This window comes from Luteibacter sp. HA06, assembly GCF_054061215.1.
The window spans coordinates 66,820-81,761 of the sequence record NZ_JBSSDZ010000001.1 but is presented as its reverse complement, the minus strand read 5'-3'; the positions used below and the strand labels follow the sequence as shown (position 1 = coordinate 81,761).

The window sequence follows — 14,942 nt, the reverse complement described above, 5'->3', positions numbered from 1 at the left end:
CGTCGTTACTGGTGAATGACGGAGTTGAACGGGGTGATGGTGGTGCTGGCCCTCGCAGGACCCTCAACCGTCGAGGCGCTGGCCGGATGCGCGCCATGCGGGGTAGCTGTCGTACCGGCGCCCGGCGGGGGCGGCATGAACAGGTCACCCTTTTGCCCGCAGCCGGAAAGCGCGGTAACAGCGATGGCGAACGGCAGGATCAGTCGGCGCATGGGCGATTCCCCGTAAACGGCGGCCAGTATAGCCCCGCGACGCTCAGAGCGGCTTCTCGAAGCGCAGGGCGTCGGCGCCGTCGGCGTAGTACCGGGTGTACTCACCGATGCGGTGGTAACCGAGGCGCTCGTACAGCCGGATGGCCACGGCGTTGTCCTTGCGGACTTCGAGTCGGAGTGCCCGGCAACCGCGCGAGCGTGCCGTGTCTTCGGAGGCCTCGACCAGCGCGGAGCCCACGCCCTTGCCCTGGGCTTGCGGCGTGGTGGCGATGGAATACAGGCGGGCTACCGTGCTCCCCTTGCGGAAGAAGACCACGGCGGTGCCGAGGAAGCGGCGATGGTTCGCGCTGGCGACGAGCACCAGGGCGCTTTCGCTATCGAGATGTTTGCGGTACTGGGCACGGCTCAGGCGGTCCTGCGCGAAGCTCGATTCCTCGAGGGCGACCAGATCGTCGAGATCGCTGACTTCGGCGCGACGAACGCGAACGGCAGCGGTAACCGGGGGTGGACGCATGCGCTTTGGGAACTCCGGCGCGAGGGGGTGACGGCTGCGGAGCCGGACGGGGAGAATCGGCAAGCGCGGCACTGTAGACCTCGTGCCCGGGTCGATCAATGACTTTTTCATGAATTCGTTTAAACAGGCTTCAGCGCTGGCGCTTGTGCGGCGCGCCACCGGAGGACCACACTGCGCCACCGACGAAACCAACGATCCCCGGTGGGGTCGCATTGCAGGTATTCGTCGTCTGTCGAGGTCTCATGAGCCGGCTCGTCATCGTCGTGGAAAAAGCCTCCGATTGGGGCTCGTACTACCCATCCGCCGATGTCGTCAGCGCCATGGACTACCTCCGTGAGCCCGTCGGTACGGACGACGAGCGCACGCACGTCATCAACCTGTGCCGCAGCTACAAATACCTGGGCACCGGTTACTACGTGTCGTTGCTGGCGGAAGCGCGCGGACACAAGGTCATTCCGTCGGTGCGCACGGTGAACGACCTGCGCCGCCGTTCGCTCTACGGCCTGGACATCGACGACCTCAACCAGAAGCTGGCCAATTTCCTGCCGGCGGGTGGCCGCGACACCACCGACTTCGGTGTCCTCGTCTACTTCGGCGAGACCGCCTACGACGACCTGCAGGATCTTGCGAGGCAGATCTTCGAGATGTTCCCCTGCCCGCTGATGCGCATCGAGTTCGAGCGCGATCGCGTCTGGCAGGTATCGTCGATCAAGCCGGTGGGCCTGCACACCCTGGACGACGCCCAGGAAGACGCCTTCGCCCAGGCGCTGGACAAGTTCTCGAAGAAACTCTGGCGCAAGCCCAAGGCGCGGCGTCGCTTCCGTTACGATATCGCCATGCTGGTCGATCCGAACGAGAGCATGCCGCCCTCGAACAAGAAGGCGCTGAAGCAATTCATCGAGGCGGGCAAGCATCTCGGCATCGAAGTCGACCCGATCGGCAAGAACGACTACCAGCGCCTGGCCGAATACGACGGCCTGTTCATTCGCGAAACCACGGCCAGCGACAACCACACCTACCGCTTCGCGCATCGCGCGGAGAAGGAAGGCATGGTGGTCATGGACGATCCCACCTCGATCCTGCGCTGCACGAACAAGATCTTCCTTAACGACCTGATGGTCGCGCGCAAGCTGGCCACGCCGATCACGGAGATCATCTACCGCGACGACCCGCGTCGCGTACGCGACCTGCCCGATCGTCTTGGCCTGCCCATCGTGCTGAAGATTCCGGATGGCTCGTTCTCACGCGGCGTGGTGAAAGTGGAAACGCGAGAGGCACTGGAGAAAGCAGCGGCCGAGCTGTTCTCGCATAGTGCGTTGCTGATCGCGCAGGAATACCTCTATACCGAGTTCGACTGGCGTATCGGTGTACTCAACCACGAGCCGCTTTACGCCTGCCAGTACTACATGTCGCGCGGGCACTGGCAGATCTACAACCATGGCGCGAAAGGAACGGCCAAATCGGGTGGCTTCCGCACGGTGCCCGTGCGCGAGGCGCCGAGCGAGGTCGTGAAGCTGGCGCTGAAGGCCACGCAGACGATCGGCGATGGCCTGTACGGTGTCGACCTCAAGCAGGTCGGCGACAAGCCCGTGGTGATCGAAGTCAACGACAACCCATCGATCGACGCGGGCGTCGAAGATGGTTACCTGGGCGAAGACCTCTACCTGCGCATCATGCAGGAGTTCCTCCGTCGCCTGGAACTCAAACGCCTCGGCATCAAGACCTGAAGCAACGCCGCCGCCCCCCTGTAGGAGCCAGGCCCTTGTGGGAGCCGCTTCAGCGGCGGAAGAGGGACGCCAACAGCGACAGCGGCAGCGCCGGCTTCATCGCCACCAGCACGCTGGCCGGGGCCAGCATCAGCCAGAACACCGGGGTCCAGCCCAGTGCGTCGCTGTGACCGGAAAGCGGGGTGACCAGGAGCAGCAGCGTGCCCACGGCCAGCCAGGCCAGGGCAATCAGCGCGCGGACGCGGCGGGGCGAGAGCGTGTCGTTCATGGCCAAACTCCGGTAGCTCGATGTCGTGGAATTGAAGGCTAGGCATCCCCCGTCTCAGGGATCGCGACCCGTTGACCCCACCGTGACGCCCGGCCGGCCACCCTGACCTCATGAGCCGACTTCCCCTGGGTTTCCTCCTCGCCGCCAGCATGGCTACCGCCGGCTGCGCCGCCGATGCTCCGCTCAAGACGGTCGGCCAGGTGCAGCTGCCCCGCTACATGGGCACCTGGTACGTCATGGGCAACATTCCCAACTTCGCCGAACGCGGGAAGGTGGCCACGGCGGACGAGTACTCGCTGCGGCCCGACGGCCAGATCGACAACATCTACCATTACCGCAAGGGCTTCGATCAGCCAGCGAAGACATGGCACGGCAAGGCCTGGTTGCCCGACCCGAAGGACGCCAGCCGCTGGAAGGTACAACTGCTCTGGCCCTTCCGCTCCGACTACATGATCCTCGCGCTGTCCGACGACTACCGCGTCAGCATGGTCGGCCTGCCTTCGCGCAAGCTGCTGTGGATCATGTCAAAGGACCGGACCATGGACGATGCGGTCTACCAGCGCCTTCTCGATGTCGCCCGCCAGCAAGGCTTCCCGGTCGAACAGATGCGTCGTGTTCCGCAGTCGCCTGAGGACGTGGGCAAGCTCGGCTACCAGTAGCGGCGTTAGAATTGCCCTACCGGGCAGGTTCGGTCCGGCGTCGATCCAGGAGTGTCCATGAGCGCTGAAGCGCACCGTTTTGCCGTGTTCGGTCACCCGATCGCGCATTCGCTGTCCCCGCAGATCCACCAGGCCTTTGCCGAACAACTCGGCATCCGCCTGAGCTACGAGACCATCGACGCCGCGCCGGACGCGTTCGAGCCGGCCGTGCATCGCTTTTTCGCCGAAGGCGGTCTTGGTGCCAACGTGACCATGCCGCACAAGCTCGCCGCGCTGGAAATCGCGCAGGAACGCTCGGAATCCGCCCTTCGCGCCGGAGCGGCCAACACCCTCACGCCCCTCGTCGGCGGCAAGCTACAGGCACATAACACCGACGGCAGCGGCTTCGTACGCGACATCACGGAACGCCACTCCCTCGACCTGCGCGGCCACGATGCCCTCCTCCTCGGTGCCGGCGGCGCGGCACGTGCCGTTGCCTGGGCGCTGATGGACGCTGGCGTGCAGACGCTGACCATCGTCAATCGCAGCCCCGAGCGCGCCGACGAGCTGGCTGACGCCATCGGCGAACCGGCGCGCTGCCACACCCGCTACTGGAACGACATGGAAGGCAAGTGCTTCGACCTCGTCGTTAACGCCACCTCGATCGGCGTCATCGGTGGCACGTTCGATCTGCCGATGTCGATCCTGCAGGACCACAGCACCTGCTACGACCTCTGCTACGGCGCCGCCGCGGCTGACTTCAAGGGCTGGGCCACCGCAGCCGGCACGCGTTACTTCCGTGACGGTCTGGGCATGCTGGTCGAGCAGGCTGCCGACGCGTTCGAGCGCTGGCATGGCCAGCGGCCGGATACGGATCCTGTCTACAACCTCCTGCGCCAGCGTTACTGACGTCTCCCGGACGCCTCGATGTCCCTGTCCTGCCGCATGGGCTGCGGTGCCTGCTGCATCGCGCCCTCCATCAGCTCGCCTATCCCCGGCATGCCTCATGGCAAGCCCGCCGGCGTGCGCTGCGTGCAGCTGACCGACGACAACCGGTGCGCGATCTTCGGGCTGCCGGAGCGGCCGAAGGTTTGCGGTGGGCTCAGGCCGGAAGCGGAGATGTGTGGCGCTGATCGCGATCACGCCATGTCGTGGATCGAGGCGCTGGAGCGGGCCACCGCTGCACACTGACCCTCAGCTACCGGGTGGCAGCGCTCACGGCGCGTCGGCGACACGCTGCCCCGGGCAGGTGTAAGTCGCCTGGTATTCGTAGACGGTTTTCGGGGTGTTCTGCGCATCCGCGGGCACCTGCTTCGCAAGCACCAGGCGGATGGTATCGACATTGGGCGAGCCGCAACGTTTGCGTGCCATGGCGATGCAGGGTTGGTCGGTGATCGCATCGGTCTGGCAGGACACGGCGATCGGCGCGGCCGGCGTGATCGCGACATTTGTCGGTGCGCTGGGCGCGGTGGCACATCCTGCCAGCGCCATCAGCGCGATGGTGGACCACACGAGACGATAAGCGACGTCCATAACAAACTCCTGCTCTTGCCTCAGCCTAGGTTTGATGAGTGAAGTCGGTGGGTGAAGTTCGACTTTAGCGCGTTTTGGGGGGAGAGGCATCGCCGATGAATCGGCTCCCACAGAAGAATACCGTCAGTGGTTACGGACGTCCGGATGTCTGAATCGTCAACCAGCCGTCATCTGCAAGTAAAGCGCGGTACATGCGCAACCCCGAGTCTTCCCGGTTTTACACCTCCAGGGGATCGACCCGATGACGTTCGCACGTGCTTCGCTCCGTCGCACCGCCCTCGCCACTGCGCTTGCACTCACACTGCATGCCGGTTTCGTCCACGCCGCCGACGACAAGGCCGCGCCTGCCGCAGATGCCGCGGCGACGACCAGGGACGCAAAGCAACTCGAGGCTGTCTCGGTCATCGCACCGGGTGAAACGCGGCAGATCCAGAGCATCGGTGTCGACGAGATCACGAAACAACAGACGCCGGGTACCAGCGCTTTGAAAGCGCTCGATAAACTGCCGGGCGTGCAGTTCCAGTCCGCCGACCCCTGGGGTGCGTACGAGTGGTCGACGCAGATCACGCTCCACGGGTTTGACCAGTCGCGCCTTGGCTTCACGCTCGACGGCATCCCGCTGGGCACCATGGGCTATGGCGTCACCGACGGCCTGCAGGTGACGCGTGCCATCACCACCGAAAACCTCGCAACGGTCGAACTCGCTCAGGGCGCCGGCGCGCTGGGTACCGCGTCGAACACGAACCTCGGCGGCACGGTGCAGTTCTACTCCGCCGATCCGGATATGAAACCGGGCGTGCGCCTGAACCAGGTGCTGGGTTCGGATTCGACCCACCGCACGTTCGCCCGCGTCGATTCAGGCGATTACCACGGCTTTTCCATGTACGTGTCGTTCGCCAACGCGGACACGGACAAGTGGAAAGGCTTCGGCGACCAGAAGTCGAACCAGGCGAACCTGAAGGCCCTGTACCAGTGGGGCGATGGCAACCGCATCAGCCTGTTTGTCGACAGCAGCAAGCGCAAGGAATACGACTACATGGACCTGTCCCTTACCAGCCAGCGTGCGCTGGGCTGGAACTGGGACTACCTGCAGCCGGACTGGAACTCCGCCGTACAGATTGCCAACGCGTTGAACGGCAAGGGGCAGTACCCGGCGTCGCTCAACGGCTTGCCTGCCGATTACGACAAGGGCGACGCGACCTACTACGCCGGTGGTGGCATTCGTCGTGACACGCTGACCGGCCTGTCGGGCTCGTTCAATCTTGGCGGCGCGACGCTCGACACCACGGGTTACTACCATGCCGATCGCGGCGAGGGTCAGTGGGCCACGCCGTACCAGGCCTCCTCCCCGACCGTGCCAATTTCGATGCGCACCACGGATTACGGCCTTGATCGTTACGGCATCACCTCGGCGCTCAAGTTCACCGTGGGTAACAACGATATCGAGCTTGGCATCTGGGGCGAGGACTCCCATACCAACCAGGAGCGAAATTACTTCACGCTCAGTGGCCAGTACACGTCGCTGTATACGGTCTACAACGACCAGGATCCGTTCCTGCGCGCCTTCCTGCAGCATTACGAAACCAAGACCCGCATGGGCTACGCCGAGGACACCATCCACCTCCTCGACGACCAGCTGACGATCAACTTCGGTGCGAAGTCGTTGCGCGTAACCACGGATGCCACGTCACTGGTGCCGACCACGGCGTTCGCGCAGGGACAGATGCGCGCGAAGAAGGGGTTCCTGCCGCAGGCCGGTGTCGACTACAAGCTCGACGCCAACCAGGACATCTACGCCTCCTATGCGAAGAACATCGCTGCGTTCGGCATCACGCCTTTCAGCACGTCGCAGGCGGCGTTCGACGCAGCGAAGGAGCATCTGAAACCGGAAGAATCACAAACCTGGCAGACCGGTTATCGCGCTCACGGAGAAACCTTCGAGGCCTCGTTGGGCCTGTTCTACACGCGCTTCGAGAACCGCCTGCTGGCGACGACGCCGTGTCCCGCGGTCGTCACCTGCGCGGCCTCGTTGAACAACGTCGGCGACGTGAAGAGCCGTGGCGCCGACGTCGCCTTCCTCTGGAAGCCGGTGCAGGGCCTGAGCTGGCTTAACTCGTTCTCGTACAACAACTCGAAGTACCAGGACGATTACCAGAACTCGGGCACCGTGCACACCGCGGGCAAGTACGTCGTCGGCGTGCCGAAGACGATGTTCTCCAGCTCGGTGAGCTACGAGATCGACGGCTGGCGCGCGAACGTCGAGGGCAAGTACACGGGGCGTCGCTACATCACCTATACCGATGACTCCTCCGTACCGTCGTACTGGGTGGTCGACGCGGGCCTCGCCTACGACATCGGCAACCTTTCGGTGCTGAAGGAGCTGAGCATCGGCTTCAACGTGACCAACCTGTTCGACAAGCGCTACTTCGCCTCGACCGGTACGAACGGCTATGTCGCATCGGATCCGGACGGCTACAACCAGACCCTGATGGCCGGTGCACCGCGCCAGTACTTCGTAAACGTCAACGCGAAGTTCTGATCGCGGCGTCCGGGCAGGACTCAGGCAAAGAAGACAACAAGGAACGCGAGGGCAATCGCAACGACGTCTTCGATGATGGCGGCAGGTCGGTCGCTGTGGAAGGCGGCGGCCATCTTCGTGCGGGCAGCGGAGCCGCCCAGGGTGCCAAGGACGGCACCGATGGCGCCAGCGACCAGTCCCACCAGCAGGCTGTCGTGTGCGGCGCCGATGCAGGCCCCGGAGAGGGCGCCCGTGACGATACGGGTGCCGAATTGCACGGGAATCTTGCGGCTCGGGGTGGAGGGCAGCTGGTCGGTGACCAGTTCGCCCAATGCAGCGATGCCCAGAATCCAGGGCGTCCATGCGTAGCCCATGAACGCCAGCGGAGTACCCGTCAACGCGAGACCGCCGAACCGGGCGGCGAACGAGACGGCGGCGGGCGCCATCATCGCGCGGAGGCCGGCGACGACGCCGATGAGCAGAGCGAGGACGAAGATCATGACGGATTACCTTTCCTGGGCGGTGCGGTCATTCAAGCGTGGCCGGCGGGGCGTGGCTTGCCTGAATTGAGCGTGGCGGGTGTGCATCGCAACATGGCTGCAACAATGGGTCGCCAAGATGACAAGCCCGCTGGGGTCGTCCAACAGGGGGACGGCCTGGTTGCGGGTGCGCCACGGAACCACCCCCATGTCCCAGACACTTACCGCCGCGTTTCCCCGACGCACGGTTATCGCCATTGCCGTCGGTGTGGCCGCGCTTGCGGTCGTCGTCGGTCTCGTTGTTTTTCGCGGCCATCAGGCCAGCACGTCCACCGATGCTTCCGGTACGACAGTCGCGGAGACGAGCTCGTCGTCCGGCTCGTCGCCGGAAATCGACATTCTTCTCGGCCTTGCCCGCGACGCCACGAAGGAAGGTCGCCTGGTAGCTCCCCAGGGCAACAATGCGTACGAGTACTACCTCAGCGTCAGCCAACTCGATCCGAAAAACGCGACGGCACAGGATGCCTTGCGCGAAACGCTGCCGTTCGCGTCGCAGGAAATCGAACGCCAGATCAACCGCCGCGAGCTCGAGGAGGCACGGCGCGAGATCTCGCTGCTGCGCGACTACGATCCGACCAACTACACGCTCATCATTCTTGGCGCGAAGCTCGATGCGCAGCAGCAGGTCGTGACGGCCGAAGATGAGGCGAAGGCTGAGTCGATTCGTAGGCGAAACGGCTAGAGCAAGGCGGCCCAGGCGACAGCCGCCCGCTCCGAGACCGTGCTCATGGTCGGGCGGCATCTGCCGCGCCATAATCGGGGCATCCCAAGGGCAAGGAGCCTCCCATGCATCGTCTCGCCATCCTCTTTTTCACCGCCGTGCTCGGCGGCGCCGCCCTCGTGGCCTGCCAGACCGCACCGCAGGCGGCGCCGGCCGCTGCGCCGAAACCGGTAGCCGGCTTCGTCACGGACATGAAGACCTTCGACGCCTTCATCGCCACGAAGCCGACGCCCGAGCAGTTCCACGCCGCCTATCCGGACGTCATGCTGGTCACCCCGGACATGATGACCACCCGGGAGATGCGCCAGAACAACAGCCGCTACTTCCCGAAGATGGACGCCACGGGCCATATCGTGGGCGGCTCGTTCATGTAATGCCCACGGCAGGCATGGCCCGAGCCATTAGAATCGGGCCATGTCTACCTCGATCCGACCCTTCAAGGGCATCCTTCCCCGCCTCGGCGAGCGCGTTTACGTCGATCCCGCCGCCACCGTCATCGGTGACGTCGAACTCGGCGACGACGCCTCCATCTGGCCCGGCGCCGTCGCCCGCGGCGATGTCCATCACATTCGTATCGGCGCCCGCAGCAACCTTCAGGATGGCGCGATCATCCACGTGACCCACGATGGCCCGTACACGCCGGGCGGCTTCCCGACGATCATCGGCGACGACGTGACCATCGGCCACGGCGCGGTGATCCACGCCTGCACCATCGAGGACGGCTGCCTCATCGGCATGCACGCCACGGTGCTCGACGGCGCCGTGATCCGAAAGAACGGCTTCGTCGGCGCCGGCGCGGTGGTCCCGCCGGGGAAGATCGTTGGCGAGCGTGAGCTGTGGCTGGGTAACCCCGCGAAGATGGTCCGGGTGCTCAGTGACGCCCAGGTGGCCCAGCTGTACTACTCGGCGGCTAACTACGTGCGCCTGAAAGACGACTATCTGGCTTGATTTGGCCGGGCCGCAGCACCACGCTGGACGCCTGACAGGAGATCTTCGATGGACAGTACAACGAACCCCCTTCTGGACCCGAATGGCCTGCCGGCCTTCTCGGCGATCCGTCCGGAACACATCGAGCCGGCCATCGACAGCCTGATCGCCCAGCAGCGCGCGGCGATCGACCAGATCGCCGCCGACGGTGCCGCGCGGGACTTCAACCACGTGATGCTCGCGCAGGAGCGCCTGGACCAGGTGCTCTCCCGGGCATGGTCGCCGGTCAGCCACCTGCACTCGGTGGCCGACTCCGAAGCCCTGCGCAAGGCGCACGGCTCGGCGGAAGAAAAGCTTACCGATCATGGAATTGAGGTTGGCCAGAACCGCGATCTGTACGCGGCCGTCCAGGCCGTTGCCGACCGCGGCGACTTTGCCGGCCTGCCCGTGGCCTCCCGCGCCGCCGTGGAACACGCCCTGCGCGACTTCCGTCTCTCCGGGGTGGCCCTGGAAGAGCCGGCCCGCAGCCGCTTCCGCGAGATCGGGGTCGAGCTGTCCAGGCTGACCACGGAGTTCTCGAACGCGGTGCTGGACGCCAGCGAAGCCTGGCGCAAGCACATAACGGACGAGCGCGACCTGGCCGGCATCCCGGCTTCCGGGCGCGCCGTGCTACGTGAGTATGCCCGCGAGGAATCGCTGGACGGCTTCCTGGTTACCCTCAAGCAACCCAGCGTGCAGGCCGTGCTGACCTATGCGGAGAATCGCGACCTGCGCGAAGCCGTTTACTACGCTTACCAGACCCGCGCTTCCGACCAGGGTCCGGACAAGGGCAAGTTCGACAATTCCGAGCGCATCGAAAAGATCGTGGCCCTGCGCCACGAGGCCGCCCAGCTGCTCGGCTTCGCCAACGCCGCCGAGGAATCGCTGGCGACGAAGATGGCCACCTCGCCCGACGCTGTTCTCGCCTTCCTTCGCGACCTGGCTGCCCGCGCCAAACCCGTGGCCAAGAAGGAACTGGACGAGCTCCGCCGCTTCGCCGCGGACGAGCTGAAGCTGGACAACCTCGAGCCCTGGGACGTCGGTTTCGCATCCGAGCGACTCCGCCAGCAGCGTTATGCGCTGGACGAGGAACAGATCAAGCCCTACTTCCCGGCATCCGGTGCCATCGACGGCCTGTTCGCCGTCGTCGAGCGCCTCTACGGGGTCCGCTTCGCCGCACGTGACGACGTCGACACCTGGCACAAGGATGTCCGCTACTACGACGTGATGAATGCGGACGGCAGCATCTTCGCCGGGGCCTACCTGGACATGTATGCCCGTTCGGGCAAGCGCGGCGGTGCCTGGATGGACGTGTGCGAGTCGCGCTTCCGCGATGGCGACCACCTGCAGCTTCCGATCGCCTTCCTGACCTGCAACTTCCCGCCGCCGACCGATGGCGCGCCGGCCCTGCTGACGCACGACGACGTGCTCACCCTCTTCCACGAATTCGGCCACGGGCTGCACCACATGCTGACCGAGGTCGACATTCCGTCCGTCGGTGGCATCGACGGCGTGGAGTGGGACGCGGTGGAACTGCCGAGCCAGTTCATGGAGAACTTCGCCTGGGATCGCGAGGCGTTGCGCCTGTTCGCGAAGCACTACGAGACCGGCGAGCCTCTGCCCGACGACCTCTACCAGCGCATGCTCGACGCGCGCCACTTCCACGCCGGCCTGTTCCTCGTTCGCCAGCTGGAATTCGCCCTGTTCGATTTCCGCCTGCACCTCGAATACGACCCGGCGAAGGGTGCCCGTCCTCTCGACGTGCTGGAGCAGGTACGCCACGAAGTCGCAGTCATGCACCCGCCGGCATGGCAGCGCTTCCCGCACGCCTTTACCCACGTCTTCGCCGGCGGTTATTCGGCCGGTTACTACAGCTATCTGTGGGCCGAGGTGCTCTCGGCGGACGCCTTCGAGCCGTTCGAAGAAGCGGGCGTGCTGGACCGTGCGACGGGGCAGCGCTTCCGCGAGCAGGTTCTGGCCGTGGGTGCGACCCGCCCGGCGCTGGAGTCGTTCAAGGCCTTCCGCGGCCGCGAGCCGAGGCCGGATGCACTGCTGAAGAGCTACGGACTGGTGGCCTGAGGGAACGGCCGCGCGGGTCGTCGCGCGGCCGTTCCTTTACAATATCGCCATGAAGATCGCGTCGTGGAACGTCAATTCCCTTAAGGTCCGCCTGCCCCACCTCCAGCAATGGATGGGCGAGGTGCGGCCGGACATCATCGCGCTGCAGGAAACCAAGCTCACCGACGACAAGTTTCCCGCGGACGAAATCACCGCCATGGGATACCGGTCGGTCTTTTCCGGCCAGAAGACCTATAACGGCGTCGCCATCCTCGCGCGCGACGAGTTGACGGATGTCGTCACCGATATCGACGGGCTCGACGATCCGCAGCGCCGCATCCTTGCTGCGACCGTCGGCGACATCCGTGTCGTGAACCTGTATGTGGTTAACGGCAAGGCGCTGGGTGACGAGAAGTACACCTACAAGCTGCACTGGCTGGCGAAGGTCCGCGACTTCCTCGAGCAGCAGATCGCGAAGTATCCGAAGCTCGTCGTTCTCGGCGACTTCAACATCTGCCGTGACGATCGCGACGTATACGACCCGGTGGCCTGGGGCGAGGACATCTTCTGTTCGCCGCCGGAGCGCGCCGCGCTCCAGGCCCTGTTGGATGTCGGCCTTCATGACAGCTTCCGCATGTTCAACGAAGAGGCTGGTCTCTTCAGTTGGTGGGACTACCGCCAGGCGGGGTTCCGTCGCAACATGGGCCTGCGGATCGACCTCATCTTGATCAGTGATGCGCTCAAATCGTCGGTAACCTCGTCGATCATCGACAAGGCCCCGCGCAAGTGGGAGCAACCGTCCGACCACGCGCCCGTCGCGCTGGAGTTGAACCTTTGAACACACCCAAGTCCGAATGGCCCAGCTCGCTGGACGACGCCGAGCTCGAAGTCCTCGATACGTACCTGCGCGTGCACGGTGGCGACGGCGACCTGATGCTCGATGGCCTCCATGGCCTGCTGTCGGCGATCGCGATCGGTCCGCTCGAAGTGAAGCCGGAAGAGTGGCTGCACGAGGTGCTGCACGATGCCTTCGAGGATGAGGACGAGGGCAACCGGCTGCTCGCGCTATTGGCCAAGCTCAACGATTCCATCAGCGCCGAGCTGGATGTGGACGCCTACGAGCCGATCCTCGGCGAGATCGACACCGAAGAAGGTCCCATGCTTTCCGCCGCCGGCTGGTGCGAGGGTTTCAGCCGGGGCATCGACATGCGCGCCACCCTCTGGGAAACGCGTCTGGCGGAAGATCCGAACCTGATGCAGCTGCTCGGTCCGATCATGGCCCTGGCCGTCGATGAAGGCGTGCTTCAGGCCGATGCCGAGTTCGAAAAGCTCACCGACGAGGAATACGACGAGTGCCTGGGCCAACTGCCCGACGTGCTCAACGCCGTCGGCGAGTACTGGCGTGAAAACGCGCCGACCGAAGAGGAGCTGGCCGCGATGACGCGCCCCCGCGTCGACGGTGAAGAAGGCCCGCCGAGGCAGCGCTCCGGGCATTGGGTTCACTAAGAGCAGCGCTGGTGGACCTGTGCTCCCTGTGGGAGCCGCTTCAGCGGCGATAGGGGGGCTACGGCGACACCGCTCCGTTGGCTTTTCGCCGATGAATCGGCTCCCACATTTCCCTATTCGCCGATGAATCGGCTCCCACAGAACGCATTGTTCACCCCATGCGTCTTGGCCCGCCCGCGGTTTGGCGTCATCTTGGTCGCATCAGCTACCGGAGACCCGTCATGACCCAACGAAGCATCGTCCGCCGCGTCAGCGGCATGGATACCGCCGACGGCGCCGGCGTGAAGCTCAAGCGCGTGATCGGCCAGCCTGCCCTCGACATGCTGGATCCCTTCCTGCTGCTCGACGAATTCCGTTCCGACCAGCCCGGCGACTACATCGAAGGCTTCCCCGAGCATCCCCATCGCGGCTTCGAAACCGTGACGTACATGCTCGCCGGTCGGATGCAGCACGGCGACAACCACGGCAACCGCGGCGACCTCGGCCCGGGCAGCGTGCAGTGGATGACCGCCGGGCGCGGCATCCTGCATTCGGAGATGCCGCAGCAGGAAGAAGGCCTGATGTGGGGCTTCCAGCTCTGGGTGAACCTGCCGGCGACGGACAAGATGGTCGAGCCGCGTTACCAGGACATCCCACCGGGGGACATCCCCGTCGTGCGCCCGGCCGATGGCGTGACCGTGCGTGTGGTCGCGGGCGAACTCGCCGGCGAGAAGGGTCCGGTGTCGGCGGTGGCGACTGAGCCGGTTTATCTCGATATCTCGCTGGATGCTGGCGCGCGCTTCGAGCTCGCTTTGCCTGAGGGGCACAGCGCGTTCGCGTATGTTTTCGATGGGAAGAACGCGACGGTGGCGGGTGAATCGCTGGCACGCAGTGAGCTTGCCGTGCTGTCCCAAGGCGACAAGGTGAGCTTCGCTGCCGATGAACCTGCGCGCGTGCTTCTTGTTGCAGGCCGCCCGTTGAAGGAGCCGGTCGCGCGCTATGGCCCGTTTGTCATGAACACGCCAGCGCAGATTCATGAAGCGATTGCCGATTTCCGGGCAGGTAAGTTTTAAGAAGATGTGGCCGGCGCGCGGCGAGCACCCTTCGCCGCTGAAGCGGCTCCCACAATGACGCGGCTCCCACGATGACGCGGCGCCAGCGCTTTTTGTGGGAGCCGATTCATCGGCGATCCCGCGGCAGCGGGCCAGCTACCTGAACGGCCCGCAGAAGTTCCCCACCGCATTTAAGTCCCGGACGGGCACCGACCCTTAGCATCGGCGCATCGGCATTCGCGAGGAATTCGTTGCCCATGCGCTTCCTGCTCACGGTCATCCCCATATCTGCGGTTCTCATCTTCGCCGCCTGCTCGCCGTCCCAGCCGCCGGCACCAACGGCTGCGCCGGTCAGCGAAGCCTCGACGGCGTCCGCGCCTGCTCCCGGCAAGACGGCACCTGCCAACCCCGCGCTGGGCTCACCCGAATGGATGGCCTGGGTCGACAAGACCCTCGCCATCAGCGACGACGGCCACGGCCCAAGGCCCGATACGCCGGCCTGGGATCAGGCCGTGAATACGAAGCTGGGCGAGGAAGCGCCGCAGGCGAAGCCGGGTTCGGCGGAGTGGCAGCAGGCGGTGGATGCGTTGCTGCGCACGCGGGTCGCGACGCACTAGGACGTCCGACGCGCGCGTCTTTGTGGGAGCCGATTCATCGGCGATGAGGTATTGCAGCGTCATCGCTCCGTTGGCTTTTCGCCGATGAATCGGC

General features: G+C 65.0%; 18 protein-coding genes. 13 read left to right on the top strand and 5 right to left on the bottom strand.

What is annotated here, in order from left to right; all coding sequences use genetic code 11:
• Positions 1-5: 5 nt before the first annotated feature.
• Together lptM and ACVWWJ_RS00370 are read right to left on the bottom strand one after the other, a co-directional pair.
• Positions 6-212 carry an LPS translocon maturation chaperone LptM gene (lptM, locus tag ACVWWJ_RS00375; RefSeq protein WP_456966353.1) on the bottom strand — a complete coding sequence of 69 codons (207 nt, stop codon included), beginning with the start codon at positions 210-212 and terminating at the stop codon, positions 6-8.
• Between the two features lie 43 nt (positions 213-255).
• Positions 256-726, bottom strand: a complete 471-nt coding sequence (locus ACVWWJ_RS00370) for a GNAT family N-acetyltransferase (protein WP_159890173.1) — start codon at positions 724-726, stop codon at positions 256-258.
• 242 nt (positions 727-968) lie between these two features.
• Here ACVWWJ_RS00370 and ACVWWJ_RS00365 point away from each other — a divergent pair, with 242 nt between their 5' ends.
• Positions 969-2,453, top strand: coding sequence for a RimK family protein (locus ACVWWJ_RS00365; protein ID WP_159890175.1), 1,485 nt, complete (start codon positions 969-971; stop codon positions 2,451-2,453).
• A 49-nt stretch (positions 2,454-2,502) separates the two neighbouring features.
• Here the strand turns inward: ACVWWJ_RS00365 and ACVWWJ_RS00360 are convergent, their stop codons facing one another.
• Positions 2,503-2,721, bottom strand: coding sequence for a hypothetical protein (locus tag ACVWWJ_RS00360; protein ID WP_159890177.1), 219 nt, complete (start codon positions 2,719-2,721; stop codon positions 2,503-2,505).
• 110 nt (positions 2,722-2,831) lie between these two features.
• Here ACVWWJ_RS00360 and ACVWWJ_RS00355 point away from each other — a divergent pair, with 110 nt between their 5' ends.
• From ACVWWJ_RS00355 to ACVWWJ_RS00345, 3 genes are read left to right on the top strand one after another with little or no spacing between them, the layout of a single operon-like run.
• Positions 2,832-3,380: a lipocalin family protein gene (locus ACVWWJ_RS00355; protein WP_456966352.1), complete on the top strand. Its 549-nt coding sequence runs from the start codon at positions 2,832-2,834 to the stop codon at positions 3,378-3,380.
• 57 nt (positions 3,381-3,437) lie between these two features.
• Entirely contained in the window at positions 3,438-4,268 is an 831-nt protein-coding gene (aroE, locus tag ACVWWJ_RS00350) for a shikimate dehydrogenase (protein WP_159890181.1), read from the top strand.
• Positions 4,269-4,286: 18 nt separating this feature from the next.
• Entirely contained in the window at positions 4,287-4,550 is a 264-nt protein-coding gene (locus ACVWWJ_RS00345) for a YkgJ family cysteine cluster protein (protein WP_456966351.1), read from the top strand.
• A gap of 24 nt (positions 4,551-4,574) precedes the next feature.
• Here the strand turns inward: ACVWWJ_RS00345 and ACVWWJ_RS00340 are convergent, their stop codons facing one another.
• The gene (locus ACVWWJ_RS00340; protein ID WP_456966350.1) at positions 4,575-4,892 is read right to left on the bottom strand and encodes a hypothetical protein; all 318 of its coding nucleotides are present in this window, start codon (positions 4,890-4,892) and stop codon (positions 4,575-4,577) included.
• Positions 4,893-5,133: 241 nt separating this feature from the next.
• On the opposite strand from ACVWWJ_RS00340, the gene ACVWWJ_RS00335 reads away from it, so the two are divergent.
• Complete coding sequence (locus tag ACVWWJ_RS00335) at positions 5,134-7,431, top strand: TonB-dependent receptor (protein WP_456966349.1); 2,298 nt, start codon at positions 5,134-5,136, stop codon at positions 7,429-7,431.
• Between the two features lie 20 nt (positions 7,432-7,451).
• On the opposite strand, the gene ACVWWJ_RS00330 is transcribed toward ACVWWJ_RS00335, so the two are convergent.
• A complete protein-coding gene (locus ACVWWJ_RS00330; protein WP_456966348.1) occupies positions 7,452-7,910 on the bottom strand; it encodes a DUF4126 family protein in 459 nt (152 codons plus the stop codon).
• Between the two features lie 187 nt (positions 7,911-8,097).
• Here ACVWWJ_RS00330 and ACVWWJ_RS00325 point away from each other — a divergent pair, with 187 nt between their 5' ends.
• The 8 genes from ACVWWJ_RS00325 (at position 8,098) to ACVWWJ_RS00290 (ending at position 14,848) form a co-directional block, all read left to right on the top strand.
• On the top strand, positions 8,098-8,631 hold the full coding sequence (locus ACVWWJ_RS00325; RefSeq protein ID WP_456966346.1) for an energy transducer TonB: 534 nt from the start codon (positions 8,098-8,100) through the stop codon (positions 8,629-8,631).
• A 104-nt stretch (positions 8,632-8,735) separates the two neighbouring features.
• Positions 8,736-9,044 (top strand): hypothetical protein, encoded by a 309-nt coding sequence (locus ACVWWJ_RS00320; RefSeq protein WP_456966344.1) that lies wholly within the window; start codon positions 8,736-8,738, stop codon positions 9,042-9,044.
• Between the two features lie 40 nt (positions 9,045-9,084).
• On the top strand, positions 9,085-9,618 hold the full coding sequence (locus ACVWWJ_RS00315; protein ID WP_159890191.1) for a gamma carbonic anhydrase family protein: 534 nt from the start codon (positions 9,085-9,087) through the stop codon (positions 9,616-9,618).
• 48 nt (positions 9,619-9,666) lie between these two features.
• Positions 9,667-11,715, top strand: coding sequence for a M3 family metallopeptidase (locus ACVWWJ_RS00310; RefSeq protein ID WP_456966343.1), 2,049 nt, complete (start codon positions 9,667-9,669; stop codon positions 11,713-11,715).
• Between the two features lie 49 nt (positions 11,716-11,764).
• Positions 11,765-12,532: an exodeoxyribonuclease III gene (gene xth / locus ACVWWJ_RS00305; RefSeq protein ID WP_159890195.1), complete on the top strand. Its 768-nt coding sequence runs from the start codon at positions 11,765-11,767 to the stop codon at positions 12,530-12,532.
• Positions 12,529-13,200 carry a YecA/YgfB family protein gene (locus ACVWWJ_RS00300; RefSeq protein ID WP_159890197.1) on the top strand — a complete coding sequence of 224 codons (672 nt, stop codon included), beginning with the start codon at positions 12,529-12,531 and terminating at the stop codon, positions 13,198-13,200. The genes xth and ACVWWJ_RS00300 overlap by 4 nt, the downstream gene beginning before the upstream one ends.
• A 221-nt stretch (positions 13,201-13,421) precedes the next feature.
• Positions 13,422-14,252, top strand: coding sequence for a pirin family protein (locus tag ACVWWJ_RS00295; protein ID WP_456966342.1), 831 nt, complete (start codon positions 13,422-13,424; stop codon positions 14,250-14,252).
• A gap of 236 nt (positions 14,253-14,488) precedes the next feature.
• Positions 14,489-14,848, top strand: coding sequence for a hypothetical protein (locus tag ACVWWJ_RS00290; RefSeq protein ID WP_159890201.1), 360 nt, complete (start codon positions 14,489-14,491; stop codon positions 14,846-14,848).
• Positions 14,849-14,942 lie beyond the last annotated feature (94 nt).